Below are 21,537 nucleotides of genomic sequence, written 5' to 3' on the forward strand. Positions count from 1 at the left end.
CGTATTTATTCTAGACAACAGCCGTTTTGCTCTTGAATTTCATGAATTTTTTTCTTTCGGAAATTAATTTGACAAAACAGCAAGCACAATAAACTCGACTTATCGGACTACAAACTAAATGAGCGATCCTCTCAAGCTCGGCCTTGCTGGTCTTGGCACTGTAGGCATTTCAGCCCTTAAACGTCTCGTCTCCATGGAAAATGAACTGGCCATCAAATCCAGTCGAGCACTCCGTGTTGAAGCGATTTCCGCAAAAAACAAAAACAAGGATCGTGGCATCGACCTGACCGGGTTCGATTGGTACACAGATCCTGTTGAAATGGCCACAAGCGATAAAATCGATGTTTTTGTCGAATTGATCGGGGGCGATAGCGGCCCCGCTGAAGATGCCGTAAGAGCTGCCATCAAGGCTGGCAAACATGTCATCACGGCCAACAAGGCGCTGCTTGCCAAACATGGCAACGAGCTGGCCAAACTCGCCGAAGAGCATAATGTCTCCATCAACTTTGAAGCCGCCGTCGCGGGGGGTATTCCAGTCATCAAGGCTATCCGCGAAGGTTTGACGAGCAACAATATAACGCGCGTCTATGGCATTCTAAACGGCACCTGCAACTACATCCTAACGCGGATGGAAGATGAGGGACTGTCCTTCGAGGAATGCCTCAAGGATGCCCAGCGTCTGGGATATGCTGAAGCGGACCCGACATTCGATGTCGAGGGCAACGATACCGCCCATAAGCTCGCTATCCTTACCAGCCTTGCATTCGGTCACGAGATCGAAGTGGACTCCATTTTCCTGGAAGGCATCACCTCTATTACGCCTGCCGACATCGCTGCTGCCGAAGAGCTCGGCTATCGCATCAAGTTGCTTGGTGTCGCACAAAAGACAGATTCCGGTATCGAACAGCGCGTGCATCCAACCATGGTGCCTCAGGATTCCGCCATCGCACAGATTGATGGCGTCACTAACGCTGTTGCCATTGAAGGCGATGCGATCGGCTCGATCACGCTGTCTGGTCCGGGAGCAGGGGGCGACGCAACTGCTTCGGCCGTAATCGCGGATATCGTGGATATTGCCCGTGGTCTTGAGGTGAAACCACTCGGACGTCCGGCGTCCGTATTGGAACCCTACAAGCGCGCTCGTATGCGTGCTCATGAAGGCGGATATTACATGCGTCTTAAGGTTAGCGATCAGCCGGGTGTCTTTGCATCCATCGCAAATCGCATGGCTGAACAGAGCATTTCACTCGAAAGTATAGTTCAAAGAAAAGCAAAATATAAAGTAGAACAGAAAAGTGAAACAAACTCAAAGGATAAGAACCATCAGGATGTTGTTCTTATCACCTATGAGACAACAGAATTAGCTATTCGCACCGCGATCGAAACGATCGTCAGTGACGGACATGTGGTAGCATCTCCACAAGTAATCAGAATTGAGAGATTGTGAAATTGGAATAATTTCAATTCAATGGCTTTATCTTGAATGCCGATTTCATTGAACATATCGCCCCGCGGGGCAAAAGGGGAATTTGAATGAGTGAAATCAGAGAAGCACCGGTCCTTGACCGTATCCTGACCTTGGAAATCGTTCGCGTTGTTGAACGTGCGGCCGTTTCCGCAGCACGCCTGAGAGGCAAGGGTAACGAAAAGGCCGCCGACCAGGCCGCCGTTGATGCCATGCGCCGCGAGTTGAACCAGCTACCTATCACCGGTCGCGTCGTTATTGGCGAAGGCGAACGGGATGAAGCGCCGATGCTCTATATCGGCGAAGAGGTCGGTAATAAACAGGGACCGAAAGTTGATATCGCTTTGGACCCTCTTGAAGGCACAACTCTGTGCGCCAAGAACCAGCCAAACTCCCTTGCCGTCATTTCCATTGCAGATGAAGGCAGCCTCCTGAACGCGCCGGACGTCTACATGGACAAGATCGCGATTGGCCCGGGATATCCCAAGGGGCTTGTCGATCTTGATCGTTCCCCGGCAGATAACCTCAATGCTTTGGCAAAAGCCAAGGGCGTCGATGTTGCTGATCTCAATGTCTGTATTCTCGACCGTCCACGTCATGCCAAACTCATTGAAGATGTACGCAAAACCGGCGCAGCCATCCGTCTGATCGGTGATGGTGACGTGCAGGGCATCATCCATATCACCGACCCTGACGAATCCGGCATGGATATCTATATGGGTATTGGTGGTGCACCCGAAGGCGTGCTGGCTGCCTCAGCTTTGCGCTGTATTGGTGGTCAGATGCAAGGCCGCCTCGTCATCAATAACGACGAACAGCTCCAGCGTGCCATCCGTATGGGCATTGAAGATCCGTCCAAGAAATTCGATATGATGGAATTGGCCGGAGGAGACGTTACTTTCGCCGCAACGGGCGTAACCGATGGCAACATGCTTTCCGGTGTGAAATTCGGCAAAGAAGTTATCAAAACCCAGACGGTTGTGATGCGGTCTTCCACCGGCACTGTTCGCTGGGTCGAAACCGAGCATCGTCAGTTCGAGAAATTCCATCTTGATTGATTTGCTTGACCATTGCGTTTGAAAAAGGCGGGGCAAGACACCCCGCCTTTTTCGTGGTTCCCCTGCACGAACATGCTAAATTGTCAGCCGAAAACTGATTCCTGCAATCGAGAGACTAGATCCAGCAAATGCTATCCGACTATCAAACCAGCAAAAGCTATTTGGGCGTTGATAAATCCGCAAAAGAACGAAGATGGGTAGAAAGCTTGGATCTGAGGGGCGTTGAGCTGGCAAGCGCCATTGCACAAGGGGAAGATATTCCCGACATCGTCGCTCGGGTCATGGTCGCCCGCGGACAGGATAGCGAAAGCGCCGCGCATTATCTGGACCCTAGCATCAAGCGTCTCATGCCAGATCCTTCCTCCATGACGGATATGGATAAGGCCGCAGACCGGATCGTCCGCGCCATTCAAAACCGGGAAAAGATCGCGATCTTTGGAGACTATGATGTGGATGGAGCCACATCAAGCGCCCTTATGGCTCTGTTTCTGCGCCATTGCGGCTGCGAGGCAACGATCTATATTCCAGACCGCATATTTGAAGGCTACGGCCCGAACCCCGATGCTATGGACCAATTGATCGAGCAGGGGCACACCCTGATTCTTACTCTGGACTGCGGTTCGACCTCCTTCGATGCTCTGCAACGCGCCCATGAGCGCAAGACCGATGTCGTAGTCATCGACCACCATCAGGTGGGGGAGGAGCTTCCCCTTTGCGTTGCTTTGGTCAACCCAAACCGGCAGGACGATCTGAGCCAATTGGGCCATCTGGCAGCTGTCGGGGTCACATTCATGACCCTTGTTGCCGTGAACAGAGCGCTGCGACAGACTGGCTTTTACAAAAGTGTTTGCCCTGCACCCGATTTGCTTGGCTGGCTGGATCTGGTAGCGCTGGGAACCGTGTGCGACGTGGTTCCTCTTATTGGCCTCAATCGAGCGTTCGTTGTTAAGGGGCTCATGGTCATTCGTGCCAACCGGAATCTTGGTTTAAATGCGCTTTTGGCCGTTTCCCGCGTTTCCGGACCTGTCAGTCCCTATCATCTGGGCTTCATGCTGGGCCCGCGTATCAATGCCGGTGGCCGTATCGGTGACGCGGCGCTCGGAGCCAAGCTTCTGACCAGTGAGGATCAATCACAAGCCGAACATATCGCTTCAGAACTAGAAAGACTGAACAAGGAACGTCAGGCGCTTGAACAGATCATGCTGGAAGACGCCATCGCGCAGGCTGAAAGGCAGCTGATGGAAGACCCCGACGGGGCGGGTCTTGTTACCTACAGTTCTGATTGGCATGCAGGGATCGTCGGGTTGCTGGCTTCACGTCTCAAGGAAAGATTCCGGCGGCCCGCCTTTGCCATTGCACTCGGCCCCGACGGTACTGGCACGGGCTCAGGTCGCTCCATTGCAGGTTCTGATTTGGGGGGCGCCGTACGCGCAGCCCATGCGGCAGGATTGCTTGTCAAGGGCGGAGGCCACGCTATGGCGGCCGGTTTAACAATCGAAACCGACAAGATAAAAGAATTCCGCCATTTTCTTCATGAACGTCTTAGTGAGCAGGTGGAACAAGCACGCTCCAACGATGAATTGAGAATTGACGCAGCCCTGACAGCGACTGGCGCTACAGAAGATCTTGTCAAGATGCTTGAAAAGGCAGGCCCCTATGGCGCAGGCAATCCCGAACCGATCTTTGTGTTTCCCTCCCACAAAATAGCCTTTGCCGATGTCGTAGGGCAGGGGGGACACATCCGCTGTACCCTGTCAAACAGTTCAGGCGGCAAGCTGAAGGGTATTTGCTTCAGAGCGGCTGAAGAGCCAATCGGCAAATTGCTGCTGGAGAATAGAGGCAGTAGCCTGCATGTGGCAGGCAGTCTCTCCCTTGACTATTGGCAAGGACGGCCCTCCGTTCAGCTCCGCATCATTGATGCCTCCGAAGTCAAAGGGCCATAGCAAGGGGCTTTAATGAGGAGGTTATTCGGCACGTTTGCGCGCAAATTGTTGCTCGATGACTTCCTTGCCCCACGTCGTGTCCGGCTTTTCCTCTACAAGCTCAAAGCCGTATGACTCATAGATGTGGCGTGCCGCATCTAGTCCCTTGAAAGTGGAAAGATGGGTTTCCTTAAACCCGGCCTCATCAGCAAAGGCCACAGCGCGACTGAACAGCTGACGCCCGACGCCTCTGCCGCGCAAGCTCGAATCTACGATGAACCATCGCAGATGAGCAATATTGTCGCCTATATCTTCACCATCCAGAGCAAGGCTGGCCAAAAACTTGCCGTTCTCTTCGACATACCAGAATTGATTGCAAGGCTTGTCCAACCTCTGCGCGAACTCACTCATTCCGCTCGCGACAATTGCCTCGAATACGGCCCCGAAGCCAACCAAATCAAAATAGAATTGGGAATGCAGCGCTGAAATCTGGCCAATAAGGCCCGCTCTATAGCCCGTTTTAATCTCGACTCGTTGTGGACTTTCCGCTGTCTCTGTATGCCCAAGAGCATTGGCGTAGAGCCACAAGCCTTCAACGATTTTTACGACACTTGACCGGTCCACTGAATCGAGTGCATCGCGAACCTGCTCATTGGCATGCAGGTTGATGGCTTCGAAAAGGGTTTTCCCGCTCTCGCTGAGTGAGAGCCCTTGCTGACGTCTATCGGCTTTGTCGTTTACCTTGACAACCAGTCCCTGTTCAACAAGGCTTTTGACAAGGCGGCTGATGGTCGATTTTTCCAGTATCAGGGCATGGGCCAAATCTTTCGACTTAATGCCGTCGGAAAGGCCGATCTCCAACACGGCGTGCACAGCGCTTAGAGAATAGTCGGTCCCTGCCACATGCTTGGCCAGGACACCCCATTGGCGTACAAGTTGACGCGAAGACGTGCGGATATCATTAACGAGGTTGTCCCTGACATACATTCTGGTTCACCGCTGTGTTATCTGAATTTTTTAGTTCGATTAAGCAACTAATTACGCCCAAAGCACCCCTTTGCGCAAGGTGAAATGAAAAGTCTTTGGACAAACTGTCATCGGAATGAAAAAAAGTCTAAAAAGCCAAATTTGAGGCTTGCGCTTTAGGACAAAGCTTTTTATAAACCGCCTCACCGATTGATGAGCGCCCTTCGTCTAGCGGTTAGGACGCCGCCCTTTCACGGCGGTAACACGGGTTCGAGTCCCGTAGGGCGTACCACTTTCGACTAAAAGCCCTTGCAGCTCAGGTAGTTGCGAGGGCTTTTGTCCAGCCTGAGGGTAAAGGTTGGACATCATTTAAGCCTAGCCATGGCATTATCAGCCATCTTCTTCCTGTTCGCTGCCTACACATATTTCCGTGCTTCCTGCGGCGTTTTGTGTTCCAAGAAGATCATTACCTCATACTCGGAGCCTCCAGCCTCGGCCAGTTTAGTAGCGCCGGCTTTGCGCAATCCATGTGGTGACCCAGGAACGCGGATTCCTTATATTGTTTCCCAAACCAATTGCCGAACGGTTCAGTTGTATAGCTTTCATCAGAAGATTTGGTTTTCGTGATGAAGGTTTTCTGATGGCTTGGAATGTTGATTAGAAACTCTTCTAGGTTGGCATGAAGTGGCAGGTCAACCAATCCACCTGTTTTGCCCCTATTGTAGCGAATTCCGTTGTCGTACAAGCTGTGCCAGCCCATCCGGTTGACGTCCTGTCGAGCAGCTCCCTGCGACGGAACTTCAAAATACTGTCCATCAATATCACCTGTTTATTCCTCCGCACTTGGTGTGCAGACACTAACGGATACAGGTGCGTCAATTTTAATCGCCAATTCACAAGCGAAAAAAGGTGGAGAGGCTGTTTGCTCATCTCAAGCGCATCATGAAACTGCATCGGTTATGCCTCAGAGGGCCAAATGGAGCCAGGGACGAATTCTATGTCGCAGTGACAGCCCGGAACCTGCGCAAGATGACGAATCCGATCTCTATCCCGGCGTGAAGTACCATCAACAACCTCTTTACCGCGCCAAATTCCTCCTCAAAATCTGCTACTTTTTCAACGAAATCCGCCGCATATACCAATCTCTACCTCGGATGAGCAATTTCGAAGTATGGAGAGATAGCCCGGTTTGTTTGAACAGTCTTGAGCTAATTTATAAGTGGATCTGGCCTTGTTTCATCCGGCGATGTTGAACGGTTTCATTCGATTGAAGTGGACCTGATCTGGTGTCTTGCGGTCAAGGCATAAATTCTGTTTTTGTTGATGAAGTTATTCTAACTCTAATGTTAAGAAATACGCGCTTTTTTGTTTAATGTAGCTGTAGGTAATATCGACAGTGGAGGATGACATCGTAGGTATGGTCGATCGTAGCGGTTTAACTTTCTGAGTTGAAGCAACAGCTATGCAAATTGCCCGTTCCGATGTGTCAAATTTGGGTTTCGACTGTTCTGTTGTCTGATGCTTGAAAAGGGTTTCGGACTTTCCGCAGAGTAGTTCCCTAGTGGAGGAAAAATATGAAAATCACACGTCGTTTTGGTCTTGCACTTGCTGCCGGTATGCTGCTCACACCGTTTGTCGCTCAGGCTGCGGATAATTATCCAGACCATGCAGTTAAAATCATCATTCCCTATGGCGCTGGCGGTACGACCGATACATCCGCACGGCAGCTTGCCTCGCAGACCGAAAAGCTGCTCGGCCAACCGATCGTTGTTGAAAATATGCCAGGTGGCAGCGGTGCAAACGCCATGCGCGCCGTTGCGGCGGCTGATGCTGATGGATACACATTGATTGCTGCGACCTCATCACCCTCTTTTGTAACACCAGCTCTGCGCCCGGTCGGTTACGATCCTCTCAAAGATTTTGAGCCTGTTCTCAACTATTCCGGCCCCTATCATGGCGTTCTTGTGAAGGCGGATTCGCCCTACAAGACATTTGAAGACATGATTGAGGCGGCAAAATCCGGCACAAGCCTCAGCTTTGGTACGGCAGGTGCGCTTGGTGGTGCTCATCTGGCATTCACTTCCGTCGCCAAGCAGTCGGGTGGCGCTTTGCAACATGTGCCTTTCAATGGAGCCTCGGCAGCCACCGCGGCAGTTCTCGGCGGTCATGTCGACATCTCGCTCGTTCCAGCCTATCGTGATCTCGTCCAAGACGGGCAGCTTCGCCTGCTTGGTGTGCTTGATGGCTCACGAGATCCTGAATTTCCCGATTCGCCTACTTTGAATGATCTTGGCTACAAAGCTGAGTTCCCCTCAATTGTCGGCATTCTGGCTCCTGCTGGAACCGACCCTGCGATCATCAGCAAGTTGGAAACTGCGTTCACAAAAGCTGCAAGCTCAGATGAATTCAAGAAATTCATGACCAAGCTCGGCCAACCAGTCCGTATCATGTCGGGCGAGGCACTGAAAAAGACGATCTCGGAAAATTTCTACGCCTATCAGGAAATTGCTAAAGAAATCAGCAAGTAAGTGAATGGCAATGACCTCTAAAACAAAGCATTTTCAACTGACCATGCCAGCTCTGACCAGCATTCTATTGCTGGTCAGTTCGCTTGTCGGAATCTGGATCGCGGATTCTGAAATTCAGATTTTTAGCTTTGGCGATCAGTGGCCGGATGCACGCACGGTTCCCGTGGTCGTGCTCTGGTTGCTGGCAGCAATTTCTGCATTGAGGCTGATCCTGAATTTCGGGGAACAGAAAACCCCGATCGGTCCTGTCCATCGCTATGGTCAGGTGTTCATCGTTCTGCTGGCCGCAATTATTGCGCTTTGGTCAATGCCGCATTTTGGTTTTCTTCCTGGAGCCATCTTTTTTGGCATTGTTGCCACGCTGGCGCTGGGTGAGCGGCGGCCGCTGCTTGTCTTGGGGCTTCCTTTGATTGTCGCCATTACCGTCTACTATGGCGGGCGTTACGGCATAGGCGTTCCCCTTCCTTGATGAATTAACATATTTTTAGTGTGAGGACTTCCGCAGTGCTTTGGGATGCATTTCTTCAATTGCTGGATCTCTGGATTGTGGCTGCGGCCCTGATCGGCATTACAACCGGCGTAATTATCGGCGCCATTCCGGGGCTGGGCCCGACAATGGCCATCGCGTTGCTTATTCCGGTAACATTTGCCATGCAGCCCGTTCCCGCCATGATACTGCTTCTGGGTGTCTATCAGGGGGCAATTTTTGGCGGATCGATTTCCGCTGTCCTCCTTAATGTTCCCGGCACACCATCCTCGGCGGCGACTGCGATGGATGGTTTTCCCATGGCGCGGCGCGGCGAAGGTGGACGCGCCCTGCGGCTGGCGCTTTTTGCCAGTGTCTTTGGCAATATCTTCAGTTGCCTTGTGCTCATGGCGCTTGCCGAACCTTTGGCGCGACTGGCGCTTGATTTTGGGCCTGCCGAAATGGCGGTGTTGATGCTGTTTGCACTTTTGGTGATCGTGCTTTTTGGTGGCGGTTCCCGGCTTGATGCCTTGATCATGGTGCTGGTTGGTGTTTGCGCAGGCATTGTCGGACTTGATCCGATCAGTGGTACACCGCGTTTCACGTTCAATTCCTTCGCCATGGAATCCGGCTTCCAGCTCATTCCGGTCCTGATTGGCCTTTTTGCAATGTCGGAAGTGTTTCTGCAGGTATTTAACCGAGCGCCGGAGGTTCGCGCCGATGTCATGCCGGAGCTGCGCTCGTCCCATGTGTCCGTTGCTGAAATGTGGCGCATGCGCCTGACGCTCCTCTATTCCTCCATGATCGGCACCTTCGTTGGTATTCTGCCGGGCATCGGCTCCACCGTTCCTGCCTTCATGAGCTACAGTCTGGCGCGCTCACGCTCCAAGGAACCGGAAACATTCGGCAAGGGCGCAGCCGAAGGCATAGCCGCACCCGAGGCTTCCAACAATGCTGTGACGGGCGGTGCTCTGGTCCCCACGCTGGCGCTTGGCATCCCCGGAGACGCGGTCACGGCTGTCATTCTGGGCGCATTCATGCTGCATGGTTTGGCACCCGGTCCGTTTCTCTTTGAAAAGAATGGACTTGAAGTTTACGCCATTTTTGAAGCGTTGCTGTTTTCATCTATTCCGACTGTTATCCTTGGCCTTCTTCTTTTCCGTGCTGCCATTCATGTAACGCGCATTCAGCCACGGCATCTGCTGCCAGCGATTGCCATTCTGGCATTGTTTGGCGCTTTCTCGGTAAACAACAACCTGTTTGATGTTTGGGTCATGTTAGGGGCTGGCTTTTTCGGCTTTCTCTTCAGGCGCAGCGGCTTTCCGCTTCCGCCTCTGCTCATCGGCCTCATTCTCGGGCATCCCTTTGAGCAAAGCGTGCGTCAAGCTTTGCTGACAAGTGGTGGAAAGTTCGCAATTTTTGCGGATTCTCCCATTACGCTCATTTTGCTGGTGCTTATTGTGATGTCGATCACAACCAGCGTCTTCGTATATTTCAGAAGCAAGAGGTCCGGTCGCGATGGCTAATCTTTCCAATTCCGGCATGGTCTGTGATTGCCACATCCATTCCTTCTTCAAACGGCCAGCAAAGACAAGCGGGGCCTATGCCCCCCCACTTGTAGACATTGCGGATTATGCGCAGGAGGTGGCTCCTTTAGGCATTAAGCGCGCTGTTATCATTCAGGCGTCAGTCGATGGAACAGACAATTCGCGGCTGGTTGAAACACTCTCGCAATCAGTGGGGCTCTCCTTGCGCGGTGTTGCTGCGATCAACCCGGAAACGGCCGATCTGCCAGCGCTGCATGCAGCTGGCGTGAGTGCCATCAGAATTCAGGACCGCGCGAGATTGGGGGGCAGCGATCTTCACACATTGCCTGCTCTTGGTGAAGTCGCCGCTGGCCTAGGCTGGCACATCGAGTTGAACACCGAACCACGGAGTTTCGACGACATAGCGTCTCTTATGCCGAAGCTTCCGAAAGCGGTTTTACTGGTTCTAGATCATATTGCCCATGTCGACCCTGACGTGCCTGTGGATTTGCAAAAATTGTGCCGTCTGATGGATACGGGCCGCGTCTGGGTCAAGCTTTCCCCCACCCGAGTCAGCCGCCAGATAGGACACTATGACGATCTGGACACTTTGGTCGCAACCATTGCGCAAGCCTACCCGGACCAATGCATTTGGGGCAGCGACTGGCCGCATGTGATGACGAAGCCGCCGCTTCCACAAATTCCACCTATGCTGAAGCTGCTGCAGAGGGTTCTGTCTACCGAGCAGTATCTGGCCTGCACATGGAAAAACGCCGAAAAACTTTATGGCTTCTAGGAAGCCACGGGTGGGATTTTGAAACCGGATGACATTGAAATCTCTGCGTGGAGGGGGCAGGTCATAGACGCTTCTATCATGCCGAAAATTGTCTCCGGCAACACCGCATCCCCTGTCGTGATGATCGCCGAAAAAGCCGCTGACTTGTTGCGGTAGTAAAGTGGCGGGCTCCAGAGGCTGGCCTAAACACGGTGCTTAAAGATGAGCGAATCAAAATTTGCAGCTTATGCCATCGCCCAGTTTTCCGGGAGAAGCTCACACCTGCGAGAATCGGGTGTGGGCCTGTTCGCCATCAACGCCTATGGGTCCAACTAGGTTGATTTGCTAAGAGAGAGATTCTGTCTCATCTTAACCCCATAGGAAAGGTTATGAGACAGACATCAGGCAAAGAAAAATCATCATACAGGATACACTCGAAAAAAAGGCGCTTGCTTCACCGAAAAACCGCCGCATAGTATCTACAACCAGATGAGACAAATGCTCTCTTACTTTGAAGCCACTTTGGTACCATTTCATTTGATAACGGACACCGTCGTGGACCCGGAGTTTGCGTTTATCCTGAAGATCTGCCATCACTTGAAGTGAATTGCCCCTATAATTGTAGACACTTTGGGGTTTCAAACTGCCTATCATTTCTCAAGCCTGACGCATCAGTGAAGAGCCTGTCTGATAACATTGATCGTTTCCTTGATCCTTTCTTGGTGACGCTGAGCATTATGGGTCACGGACCAGACTTCGCGCTCGACAAGCGGGGTCTTCGCCCCCAACGGCACTAGGTCATCCTGGTGCTCGACGAGGAAATCGGGCAATGCGGCAATGCCGCCCTTTGCGAGGACAGCGGCCAATTGAAGGTCAATGTCATCCAAATAAATGGCAAACTTTCCGCCAGCTATCTGTTTGAGGGCCACATGTTGTGGCGTAGCTACGGTCTCGTCGCTTTGACCAATATAGCGCCTCTTATCTTCGGGCGTGTTCGCAACATAATCTCGATGCCCGTAGAGGTGAAACGCAATCGGACTCATTTTGGAAATCGCGAGATCCCCTTCTTCCGGGCGAGACAACCGAACCGCTATATCAGCCTCGCCACGATGCAGCGAGGCAAAACCGATTTCACCAATGAGCTCGATTTCTAGTTTTGGATGCTTAAACCCGAATGCCAAAAGGGGGGCAATCAATCGCGCTTTGGCAAGAGAGGGTGGGGCCGAGATTTTGATGCGACCACTCATCCCCGGCCGTATCCCTTCCGCACAAAGGGCCGCTTCCTGTGCAGCGTCAGACATGCGGCCCGTTACATGAGCATAATCTTGCCCTGCTGCCGTCAGCACCAATCGCCTTCCGCGACGGTCAAAAAGCTCGAGCCCTGTTTCTCGCTCGAGCGCTTGTATCCGTCGGGTCACTGTGGTTCGTTCAACGCCTAGGTCACGGGCAGCTGCGGCAACGCTGCCGGTTTCAATCACGGCTCTGAAATACCGAATATTCTCCCAATCCATCACACCAGACACGCCTTTCAAGGTTAAAATATGCATCAAATATATGCGCAATTTGCGCATTCCAAAAGGCAAGAAAATTACAGATCCTTCACCTCGTAACGATTTAACGAGGTCAATCATGAACAAGGTTATCGAATTGTCCGGTCCCGGCGCTGTCAAGAATCTATCACTTGTCGTACGAGATCCTGGAATGCCGAGACACGGCGAAATCCGGCTGCGGCAGACATTCGCAGGCGTGAATTTTATCGATATCTATCAACGCAAGGGCATCTATCCGCTCCCCATGCCAGCTATTCTCGGCGTTGAGGGCGTAGGCGTGGTGGAGGAAATTGGAGACGGTGTTAGCCATCTCGCTGTAGGGGATCGTGTTGGCTACGCCGGCGTTGTGGGTGGATACGCTGAGGCTCGAATTTTGCCGGCATGGCGCGCGATAAAGCTTCCAGCAGACATTTCTGACTCGCACGCCGCAGGCAGCCTCCTGCGGGCCTTCACCGCCCATATGCTACTCTTTAGAGTGCACGCAGTGTCACTAGGAACAAAAATCTTGATCCATGCGGGGGCGGGCGGTCTGGCCAGCATTGTGGTGCCTTGGGCCAAACTGTTGGGCGCGCGGGTTATTGCGACAGCAAGCTCGGATGAAAAAGCGCAAATTGCTTTCGGCTATGGAGCAGATACCGTGATCATTGGCAGAGATGCGGACATAGCTAAAGCCGTGCTTGATTGGACGGATGGTGAAGGTGTGGACTTCACAATCGACGGCATCGGCGAGCCAACATTCAGGGCCTCTTTGGAGGCCACGAAGAAATTTGGAACCTTTGCAAGTATTGGCCAAGCTGGCGGCGCCCTTACATCGCTAACAGCAACAGATTTGAGTCCTTTGAGAAGTCTTGCATTCCATGCACCAAGTGTGATGGCATATCTGTCAGATCCGGTGCGATACAATGCAGTGACACCCGTGATGATTCATGCGCTAAAAGCCAGTACTGAAATCCCTAGGGAAATCCTGTATCCGCTGTCTGACGCGGGTGCAGCGCAAACAGCTTTGGAAAACGGCCGTACAACTGGCATACCCCTGTTGGTAATCTAGAGCGAGCTTTGGCACGAGACACAAAAGCCTTCTTGTCTCATATGCTGCGCTTCAATCGAATGGCTGGGGTGGGAAAACGGGGCTGCCGAGAAAGCTCGTAAACAAGTGTCCGTATTTGGACGGCCCCGTAACATTTTGATAAACGGGAAATCGAGGCTCTATATATATCACCCCAAATTTCCTAGACATCCAATTGTGCCATAATTCGGATTGGGCCGGCTGTAGCTCTCGCCTTTCTGGCAATAGGTTAAAAAGTGCTATGCAGCCTCGTCCCGAGTAATCAGGCCTTGCCCAGCTATTCCTCCAAGTCAGCGTGTTCAACACCAAGAGCAGAATCCAGATCGTATTCATTCTAGGCAAGGAAAAAGTCGTATGTTGGAAACGAATCTCGTTTGATGCCATCAGCAAAGGGATGATTGTGGGGAATATCTTCGGCATGGCTTTCCGCTAGTTTACAACAATCCTCTTCTTCATAGGCGATGATGGCGAATATAGTCTCATTTTTCCGGGCTGAGGGCTTCGAGCAGAATCTCGATCTCATCGAGCAACGTGCCAATTCGTTCGCTGCCAATTTTGCTTTCAATGTCTTGATAAATCTTGGCACTAGCCGGGGCTAGCTTCCGAATGAATTGGCTTCCTTCCTTACTCAGGCAGACCAATGTGCGCCGACCATCAGAGCTATCACGGCTCACCTCCACAAACCCGCGAGCCTCCAGCGTTCGCATAATGCGTGTAAGGGAAGGGGCAAGAATACAGGCTTGCCGGGCCAGAAAACTGGCGTCCACAGTTCCCAACTCATCCAGTACGCGCATCACGCGCCATTGCTGCTCCGTGACATCATGCTCCGCGAGCAAAGGCCTGAAATAATCCATCACCGCCTCGCGCGCTCTCAATAGGGCGATTGGCAACGTTCTTTGTGTCTGGCTCAGTTCCATGCCAGCGCGGGTCGGTTGTTTTGTCATTCCCTAAACTCCTTCGGCGTGATTGCTTCTACTGTCGAGAAATATTCAGAAATCGATGCAAGATCGCAAATTACCAGACTTTGTAACACTAGACTAAAATTGAATAGTGGCCAGATTGACATTAGCAGAATAATTTAACATGTTAAGTAAATAATTGGGAGGAAATCGTGCCACATCTGAAAATCGAGTATTCAGCGGGTCTGGAAAGCCGTGCTGACATGGCGGAGCTATGCCGTGCAGCCTATGAAGCGATGCTTAAAACTGGAATTTTCCCTAAGGCGGGAATTCGAGTGCGTGCCTTCAAGGCGGATTTTGCCATCGTTGCTGATGGGCTGCCGCAAAATGATTTTGCGGCACTCACCCTGTCGGTCGGTTCTGGTCGTTCAACAGCACAGCTCAAGTCCGCAGGGGACGAGATATTCGCAGCAGTCAGCGACGCTCTTCAAGAACCTTTGGCCACGACGCATTTTGCGCTCTCCCTCGAAATTCGTGTCATCAACCCAGACCTGAGCTGGAAAGACACCCCTATTCATGCCCGCCTATCAGGCCAGAATTAAAGGAAGATCTATGAGCGCTCTTGATGAGAATCTATCCAAAGCCCAGGGATATCTTGCGAAATTCCGTGAGACTGGTGTGATGAACCATATCGCCGGGGCCAGTGTCCCTGCGAATACTGGCGATACATTTGAGACCATCTCCCCGGTGGACGGCTCTGTTCTGGCGCAAGTCGCCAAAGGGGATGCGTCCGACATCGATGCGGCTGTCGCAGCTGCCAAGGACGCCTTTGTCAGTTGGTCAAAAATGCCCGGAAAGGAACGAAAGGCCATCCTGATCAAGGTTGCGGAAGCCATTGAAGCCCGGGCCGAGGAAGTTGCCTTTACCGAGTGCATGGATACAGGGCAGGCCCTGCGTTTCATGTCGAAGGCTGCTGTTCGTGGTGCCGCAAACTTTCGTTTCTTTGCCGACCAGGCCCCTTCAGCCGAAGACGGGGTGGCTCTTCGTAATCCCAATCAGATGAATGTGACTTCGCGCCGGCCGATCGGACCGATCGGTGTGATCACGCCGTGGAATACACCCTTCATGTTGTCTACCTGGAAGATTGCTCCGGCTCTCGCCGCTGGTTGCACCGTGGTGCACAAACCTGCTGAATTTTCGCCCATGACGGCCAAGCTTCTTGTTGAGATCGCGGAAGAGGCTGGGTTGCCGAAAGGCGTCCTCAACCTTGTCAACGGGTTTGGCGACGGTGCCGGTCGTGCTTTGACCGAGCATCCGGACATCAAGGCTATTGCCTTTGTTGGAGAAAGTCGCACCGGTTCGCACATCATGCGTCAGGGCGCGGATACCCTTAAGCGGTTCCATTTCGAACTTGGTGGCAAGAACCCGGTAATCGTGTTTGATGACGCCGATCTTGATCGCGCAGTAAACGCAGCAACCTTCATGATTTATTCGCTGAATGGGGAGCGTTGCACCTCATCCTCGCGCCTGCTGGTGCAGGAGAGCATCTATGAAGAGTTCACGACCAAGGTGGCAGACGTTGCCAAGAGCATCAAGGTGGGGCATCCGCTTGATCCTGAAACCGTCGTCGGGCCGCTCATCCATCCGGTCCACGAGGAAAAGGTCTTGTCCTATTTCTCAAAGGCGCGGGAAGAGGGGGCAACCATTGCAGCTGGTGGCGAGAAGGTCGGTGAGGCTGGCTGCTTTGTTAGCCCAACATTGTTCACCGGTGCCAACAATAGCATGGCCATTGCACAGGAAGAGATTTTCGGTCCCGTTCTGACTGCCATCCCATTCAAGGATGAAGACGAGGCTTTGGCCCTTGCCAATGATGTCCAGTATGGCCTCGCGGCCTATCTCTGGACAAGTGATCTCGATCGCGCCATGCGCATGACCGACAGCCTTGAGGCGGGAATGATGTGGGTGAACTCGGAAAATGTGCGTCATTTGCCATCGCCGTTTGGGGGCGTCAAAGCATCCGGCATCGGGCGAGATGGTGGGGACTGGTCCTTCGACTTCTATATGGAAACCGTCAATGTTTCCTTCCCAAGACAACATCACAAAGTGCCTCGGTTGGGCTGACCCGTTCAACCCAAGAGCACATTGGGGCAGGCAAACCTGCCCCAGACTACTGTTAATCAAGCGTTCCAGTGAGAGCCGCAAGACAAAATACAGGACACCTATATGTGTCCAGGGGAGAGAGAAACATGCCTATTCCAGCACCAAATCTGTATCCGCCTTTTAACATTCTACGCCTGAGCCACGTTGTTTTCGGCGTCAAGGATCTCAGCGCCAGTCGTCGCTTTTATGTAGACACTCTCGGCCTGCAGGTCACCGATGAGACGGATAGCGCAATCTATCTTCGTGCTCTGGAAGAGCGTGGCCATCACTGCCTTGTTCTGAGCAAAACGGACAAAAGCGATGTACAAAGCCTGTCCTTCAAGGTGTTTTCCGAGGACGAACTGGACAAGGCACATGATTGGTTTAAACAAAAAGGCCATCCGGTTGAATGGGTCGAACGCGATTATCAGGGGCGCACTCTCGCTACCGTCGACAATTTCGGCATGCCGATTGAATTCTATTTCCAGATGGATCGCCTTGCTCCAATTCATCAAAAATATGAACTTTACAAGGGCGTGAAGCCGCTACGCATCGATCATTTCAACTGCTTCTCATCTTCGGTTGATGAGAGTGTGGCTTTCTACAATGAAATTGGCTTCCGTGTAACGGAATATACCGAGGACGAGGAAAGCGGCAAACTATGGGCTGCCTGGACGCATCGCAAGGGCGGCGTGCATGATATCGCCTTTACCAATGGTCTGGGGCCACGCCTGCACCACACCGCCTTCTGGGTGCCAACCCCACTCAACATCATCGATCTGTGCGATCTGATGGCGACCACTGGCTATGTGAGCAATATCGAACGCGGCCCGGGTCGCCATGGCATCTCCAACGCCTTCTTCCTCTACATTCTTGATCCGGATGGGCACCGCATCGAGATCTATTGTTCTGATTATCAAACTGTTGATCCCGATCTGGAGGCCATCAAATGGGACCTCAAAGATCCACAGCGCCAGACCCTTTGGGGTGCACCGGCTCCACGGTCCTGGTTCGAACATGGCTCTCTGTTTGAAGACCTTGAGCCAAAACAGAGCGATATGGCAGCAAGCCCGATCATCGCCCCGTGAGTTGATGGTTCGGGATGGGCCACAAAGGCCCTTCCCGGGCAGTTCGAAATGAGGACTAACTGATGCTCAAAGATCCGTCACTGCTCAAGCAGGCCGCTCTCGTTGGGGAGCACTGGATACCTGCGGACGATACGGGAATAGTGGTCACCAACCCGGCGACGGGCGAGACCATCGGCTGTGTCCCAAGCCTTGGAGGCGCTGAAACAGAGGCAGCTATCAAGGCCGCAGACGCTGCGCAGAAACTCTGGGCTGCCAAAACAGCCAAGGAACGATCGATTATCCTGCGGCGCTGGTACGATCTCGTGATAGAGAATGCGGATGATCTGGCGCTGATCCTGACATTGGAGCAGGGCAAGCCGCTGGCGGAAGCGAAGGGCGAGATCCTCTATGGCGCATCTTTCATCGAGTGGTTCGCCGAAGAAGCGCGCAGGGTTTATGGCGATGTGATCCCCGGTCATGCCGAGGACAAGCGGATTGTTGTCATCAAGCAACCGATTGGTGTCGTTGCAGCGATTACGCCGTGGAACTTTCCCAACGCCATGATCACACGCAAGGCAGGCCCAGCGCTGGCTGCCGGTTGTGCCATGGTTCTCAAACCTGCCGAGCAGACGCCCTTTTCTGCCATTGCGCTCGCAGTCCTTGCGCAACGGGCAGGGCTTCCTGATGGTTTGCTGTCGGTCATTACCGGGCCTGCGCGAGCCATTGGGGCTGTGATGACCGGCAGTGAAAAGGTTCGTAAACTGACCTTTACCGGCTCGACACCGGTGGGGGTGGAGTTGATGCGACAATGCGCTCCAACGGTCAAGAAGCTGGCGCTCGAGCTTGGAGGCAATGCGCCATTCATCGTGTTCGATGATGCGGATCTGGACGCCGCTGTTGAAGGGGCGATCATCTCAAAGTTTCGCAACAATGGCCAAACCTGTGTCTGTGCCAATCGGATCTATGTCCAATCCGGCGTCTATGAGGCTTTTGCACAAAAGCTCGCTGCAAAACTGTCGACCCTTAAGGTTGGAAATGGTTTGGAGCAAGACACGATCTTCGGACCGTTGATTGACGACAAAGCCATTGCCAAAGTCGAGGAACATATCACAGATGCCACAAGCAAAGGGGCAAGCCTCATGTGTGGAGGCTCAGTCCATGCACTTGGGGGCACCTTCTTTGAACCAACGGTCCTCACCGGCGTGACACAGGATATGGCGATCGCTTCGGAGGAAACCTTCGGCCCTGTCGCCCCGCTGTTCCGATTTGAAGAGGATGCGGACGTCGTTGCCATGTCAAACGACACCGAATTCGGCTTGGCTTCCTATTTCTATACGCGCGATTTGGCGCGTGCGTGGATGGTTGGGGAACAACTTGAATATGGAATGGTCGGCATCAATACCGGTCTTATCTCGACAGCTGAAGCGCCGTTTGGCGGCATCAAATCCTCTGGCCTCGGGCGGGAAGGGTCCCGTTATGGCATCGAGGAATTCATTGAAATCAAATATCTCTGCTTCGGCGGAATAGCCTGAGGAGGCTGACTATGAAATCTATTCCCGCACGCATTGCGGCCTTTCATGCCAATGGTTCCGATCGCTATGGCTTGGTAACGGATGAAGGCATTATCGATTTGACGCCAGAGTTCAGAACGCGTTTTCCGAGCCTCAAGGAAGTCATCGAAGCCGGAGCACTTGAAGAGCTCATCAAGGCAGCGGAAGGGCGTTCTGCTGCTTATCGAGAAGAGGATGTCGACTATCTCATTCCTATCGACAAGCCGGAAAAGCTGATTTGCATCGGGGTCAACTTCCCAGATCGCAATGCCGAGTACAAGGACGGGCAGGCCGCCCCGTCCAAGCCGTCGATGTTCATTCGCTTTCCGCGCAGTTTTACTGGTCATGAAGGCAATCTCGTGCGGCCGCCGGAAAGCCCGCAGCTCGACTATGAAGGCGAAGTCACCATTGTCATCGGCAAGGGCGGGCGGCGGATCGCTGAAGCGGATGCCTATGACCATATCGCCGCTCTGACCCTGTGTAATGAGGGCACCATTCGCGACTGGGTGCGCCATGCCAAATTCAATGTCACCCAAGGAAAAAACTGGGACAGCTCGGGCGCCATAGGCCCTTGGCTTGTGCCTTTCCGGTCAGCCGATCAATTGGATGACATTGAACTGACAACCCGGGTCAATGGTGAAATGCGTCAACAGGACCGCACGTCTCGGATGATGTTCAGCTTCCGCTATATCATTGCCTATGTGTCCACCTTCTGCACTTTGGTTCCTGGCGATGTCATCGTGTGCGGAACACCCACTGGGGCTGGCGCGCGATTTGATCCTCCTGTCTGGTTGAAGCCGGGCGATGTGATCGAAGTGGAAGCAGAAGGCATTGGCCTGCTTCGCAATGGCGTGGAGGATGAACAATGCTAAGTGAACACGCTATTCAAAGCGCAGCAGCAGATTTGCTGAAGGCAGAACAGACACGGCAACAGATTGGTCTGCTCTCCGTTCAATATCCTGACATTACTTTGGACGATGCCTATGCCATTCAGGCCGCTCAAATGCCGCACAAGAAGGCGCAGGGCCGGTCCATCATCGGCTGGAAAATCGGTCTGACGTCCAAGGTCATGCAGGATGCTCTAGGCATTTCCACGCCGGACAGCGGGGTTCTCTATGACGATATGGACTTTAAGAATGGGGCGTCCATACCGGCGACCCGCTTTATCCAGCCGCGTATCGAAGCGGAAATTGCCTTCATCATGAAAGCTCCACTGGATGGAAAAGTCAGTCGGGAGGATGTTCTGGCGGCGACCGATTATGTCGCTCCAGCTCTGGAGATACTGGATACGCGGATTGCAAGGCAAGATGCGACTACTGGTCAGACCCGAAAGATTTTCGATACGGTTTCAGATAATGCCGCCAACGGTGGCATCGTGTTGGGAGAACAGCGCCATGCACCCGAGGCGTATGACCTTCGGTGGGTGGGCGCAATCCTGACCAAGAATGATGAAGTTACGGCCACGGGCCTTGGGGCTGCTGTGCTGAATGATCCGGTCATGGGCATCGTCTGGCTGTCTGAACGGATGGGGCACTATGGCCAGCGCATCGAAGCAGGGCAGGTTGTCTTGGCCGGCTCTTTCATCGCGCCTATCGAATGTCCGTCCGGCACGCGCATTGCTGCCGATTATGGCGATTTCGGCCATGTAACTGTAAATTTTGAATGAAGGAGGCTCCCATGCCAGCCCCAGAGAATATCTTCAAAACGCGCCTCAAGGCAGGTGAAACACAAATCGGCCTTTGGCTTGGTCTGGGCGATCCGTCTGTCGCTGAATTGTGCAGCGGAACCGGATTTGACTGGTTGCTGATTGATGGAGAACACGGGCCAAACGGTTTGCGCGATACGCTTGCGCAGCTCCGTTCAATTGGTGCAAAGACGCAGGCTGTGGTCAGGACACGCGATGATAATCGGGCCGAGACAAAGCAGATGCTTGATATCGGGGCTCAGACTCTGCTTGTTCCGATGATTGAAAGCGGCAAGCAGGCTGCCGAGGTCGTTCGGTCGGCGAAATATCCACCACATGGGGTAAGAGGCGTGGGGGCGGCTCTGGCTCGTGCTTCTGAGTATAATGGCATTGCCGACTATCTACAAACCGCCAACGAAGAGGTTTGCGTTTTGCTTCAGGTCGAGAGCCGGGCCGGGCTTGATGCTCTTGATGACATTCTTGCCGTTGAAGGCGTTGATGGCGTTTTTGTGGGGCCAGCTGATCTGGCTGCAGATCTTGGATATTTGGGGCGTCCGGGAGCGCCAGAGGTGCAGAAGATCGTCACCGATACGCTCAAACGCATTCAGGCAGCAGGCAAAGCAGCAGGAATCTTGACGTCCGATCAATCTCTTGCACAGGGCTACAAGCAATTGGGGGTCGAGTTTCTGGCCGTTGGCTCCGATGTCGGTGTTATGCGCGCAGGGCTCGTGGCCTTACAAAAGAATTTTGCTTGAATTCGACAAATGTAGGCAATGGAAAGCAGAACCAACTCTGCTATATTGTTAACAAGTTAAATAAAAATTTGAACTGTGAGCGGCGAACTTTAGAGGAGAGATTGTCCATCAAACCGATTTG

At 52.9% G+C, this 21,537-nt stretch carries 18 protein-coding genes, 1 tRNA gene and 1 pseudogene; 17 read left to right on the forward strand and 3 right to left on the reverse strand.

What is annotated here, in order from left to right; translation table 11 throughout:
• Nucleotides 1-118: 118 nt before the first annotated feature.
• From BM258_RS18635 to recJ, 3 genes are all read left to right on the forward strand, one after another.
• Nucleotides 119-1,447, forward strand: coding sequence for a homoserine dehydrogenase (locus BM258_RS18635; RefSeq protein ID WP_090074746.1), 1,329 nt, complete (start codon nucleotides 119-121; stop codon nucleotides 1,445-1,447).
• A gap of 86 nt (nucleotides 1,448-1,533) precedes the next feature.
• Nucleotides 1,534-2,523: a class II fructose-bisphosphatase gene (glpX, locus tag BM258_RS18640; protein WP_090074747.1), complete on the forward strand. Its 990-nt coding sequence runs from the start codon at nucleotides 1,534-1,536 to the stop codon at nucleotides 2,521-2,523.
• A gap of 128 nt (nucleotides 2,524-2,651) precedes the next feature.
• Complete coding sequence (gene recJ / locus BM258_RS18645) at nucleotides 2,652-4,466, forward strand: single-stranded-DNA-specific exonuclease RecJ (protein ID WP_090074748.1); 1,815 nt, start codon at nucleotides 2,652-2,654, stop codon at nucleotides 4,464-4,466.
• A gap of 21 nt (nucleotides 4,467-4,487) precedes the next feature.
• Here the strand turns inward: recJ and BM258_RS18650 are convergent, their stop codons facing one another.
• Nucleotides 4,488-5,432 carry a bifunctional helix-turn-helix transcriptional regulator/GNAT family N-acetyltransferase gene (locus BM258_RS18650; protein WP_090074749.1) on the reverse strand — a complete coding sequence of 315 codons (945 nt, stop codon included), beginning with the start codon at nucleotides 5,430-5,432 and terminating at the stop codon, nucleotides 4,488-4,490.
• A 196-nt stretch (nucleotides 5,433-5,628) separates the two neighbouring features.
• On the opposite strand from BM258_RS18650, the gene BM258_RS18655 reads away from it, so the two are divergent.
• The 6 genes and pseudogenes from BM258_RS18655 (at nucleotide 5,629) to BM258_RS18680 (ending at nucleotide 10,727) form a co-directional block, all read left to right on the forward strand.
• A tRNA-Glu gene (locus BM258_RS18655) sits at nucleotides 5,629-5,703 on the forward strand.
• A 605-nt stretch (nucleotides 5,704-6,308) separates the two neighbouring features.
• Nucleotides 6,309-6,470: pseudogene (locus BM258_RS24305) on the forward strand (transposase); the annotation flags it as partial.
• Between the two features lie 515 nt (nucleotides 6,471-6,985).
• Complete coding sequence (locus tag BM258_RS18665) at nucleotides 6,986-7,939, forward strand: Bug family tripartite tricarboxylate transporter substrate binding protein (RefSeq protein ID WP_090074751.1); 954 nt, start codon at nucleotides 6,986-6,988, stop codon at nucleotides 7,937-7,939.
• Nucleotides 7,940-7,949: 10 nt separating this feature from the next.
• Entirely contained in the window at nucleotides 7,950-8,408 is a 459-nt protein-coding gene (locus BM258_RS18670; RefSeq protein ID WP_210186811.1) for a tripartite tricarboxylate transporter TctB family protein, read from the forward strand.
• A gap of 35 nt (nucleotides 8,409-8,443) precedes the next feature.
• A complete protein-coding gene (locus BM258_RS18675) occupies nucleotides 8,444-9,931 on the forward strand; it encodes a tripartite tricarboxylate transporter permease (RefSeq protein WP_090074753.1) in 1,488 nt (495 codons plus the stop codon).
• A complete protein-coding gene (locus BM258_RS18680) occupies nucleotides 9,924-10,727 on the forward strand; it encodes an amidohydrolase family protein (protein WP_210186812.1) in 804 nt (267 codons plus the stop codon). The genes BM258_RS18675 and BM258_RS18680 overlap by 8 nt, the downstream gene beginning before the upstream one ends.
• 650 nt (nucleotides 10,728-11,377) lie before the next feature.
• Here the strand turns inward: BM258_RS18680 and BM258_RS18695 are convergent.
• On the reverse strand, nucleotides 11,378-12,253 hold the full coding sequence (locus BM258_RS18695; protein ID WP_210186813.1) for a LysR family transcriptional regulator: 876 nt from the start codon (nucleotides 12,251-12,253) through the stop codon (nucleotides 11,378-11,380).
• Nucleotides 12,254-12,335: 82 nt separating this feature from the next.
• Here BM258_RS18695 and BM258_RS18700 point away from each other — a divergent pair, with 82 nt between their 5' ends.
• Nucleotides 12,336-13,304 (forward strand): quinone oxidoreductase family protein, encoded by a 969-nt coding sequence (locus tag BM258_RS18700; protein WP_090074756.1) that lies wholly within the window; start codon nucleotides 12,336-12,338, stop codon nucleotides 13,302-13,304.
• Between the two features lie 497 nt (nucleotides 13,305-13,801).
• Here BM258_RS18700 and hpaR read toward each other — a convergent pair whose 3' ends face one another.
• A complete protein-coding gene (hpaR, locus tag BM258_RS18710) occupies nucleotides 13,802-14,266 on the reverse strand; it encodes a homoprotocatechuate degradation operon regulator HpaR (protein ID WP_090074758.1) in 465 nt (154 codons plus the stop codon).
• Between the two features lie 167 nt (nucleotides 14,267-14,433).
• On the opposite strand from hpaR, the gene BM258_RS18715 reads away from it, so the two are divergent.
• The 7 genes from BM258_RS18715 to BM258_RS18745 all read left to right on the forward strand — a co-directional run bounded on the left by BM258_RS18715 (nucleotide 14,434) and on the right by BM258_RS18745 (nucleotide 21,416).
• Nucleotides 14,434-14,823, forward strand: coding sequence for a 5-carboxymethyl-2-hydroxymuconate Delta-isomerase (locus BM258_RS18715; protein ID WP_090074759.1), 390 nt, complete (start codon nucleotides 14,434-14,436; stop codon nucleotides 14,821-14,823).
• A gap of 10 nt (nucleotides 14,824-14,833) precedes the next feature.
• Nucleotides 14,834-16,342 (forward strand): 5-carboxymethyl-2-hydroxymuconate semialdehyde dehydrogenase, encoded by a 1,509-nt coding sequence (hpaE, locus tag BM258_RS18720; RefSeq protein WP_090074760.1) that lies wholly within the window; start codon nucleotides 14,834-14,836, stop codon nucleotides 16,340-16,342.
• A 125-nt stretch (nucleotides 16,343-16,467) separates the two neighbouring features.
• On the forward strand, nucleotides 16,468-17,448 hold the full coding sequence (gene hpaD / locus BM258_RS18725) for a 3,4-dihydroxyphenylacetate 2,3-dioxygenase (protein ID WP_090074761.1): 981 nt from the start codon (nucleotides 16,468-16,470) through the stop codon (nucleotides 17,446-17,448).
• 59 nt (nucleotides 17,449-17,507) lie between these two features.
• Complete coding sequence (locus BM258_RS18730) at nucleotides 17,508-18,959, forward strand: NAD-dependent succinate-semialdehyde dehydrogenase (protein WP_090074762.1); 1,452 nt, start codon at nucleotides 17,508-17,510, stop codon at nucleotides 18,957-18,959.
• Between the two features lie 11 nt (nucleotides 18,960-18,970).
• Entirely contained in the window at nucleotides 18,971-19,849 is an 879-nt protein-coding gene (locus tag BM258_RS18735; RefSeq protein ID WP_090074763.1) for a fumarylacetoacetate hydrolase family protein, read from the forward strand.
• Nucleotides 19,843-20,643, forward strand: a complete 801-nt coding sequence (gene hpaH / locus BM258_RS18740) for a 2-oxo-hept-4-ene-1,7-dioate hydratase (protein WP_090074764.1) — start codon at nucleotides 19,843-19,845, stop codon at nucleotides 20,641-20,643. The genes BM258_RS18735 and hpaH overlap by 7 nt, the downstream gene beginning before the upstream one ends.
• Before the next feature lie 11 nt (nucleotides 20,644-20,654).
• Nucleotides 20,655-21,416 (forward strand): aldolase/citrate lyase family protein, encoded by a 762-nt coding sequence (locus tag BM258_RS18745; protein ID WP_090074765.1) that lies wholly within the window; start codon nucleotides 20,655-20,657, stop codon nucleotides 21,414-21,416.
• Nucleotides 21,417-21,537 lie beyond the last annotated feature (121 nt).

The sequence above is a fragment of the Cohaesibacter marisflavi genome, from assembly GCF_900115225.1.
In the GTDB taxonomy this organism is placed as follows: Bacteria; Pseudomonadota; Alphaproteobacteria; order Rhizobiales; family Cohaesibacteraceae; genus Cohaesibacter; species Cohaesibacter marisflavi.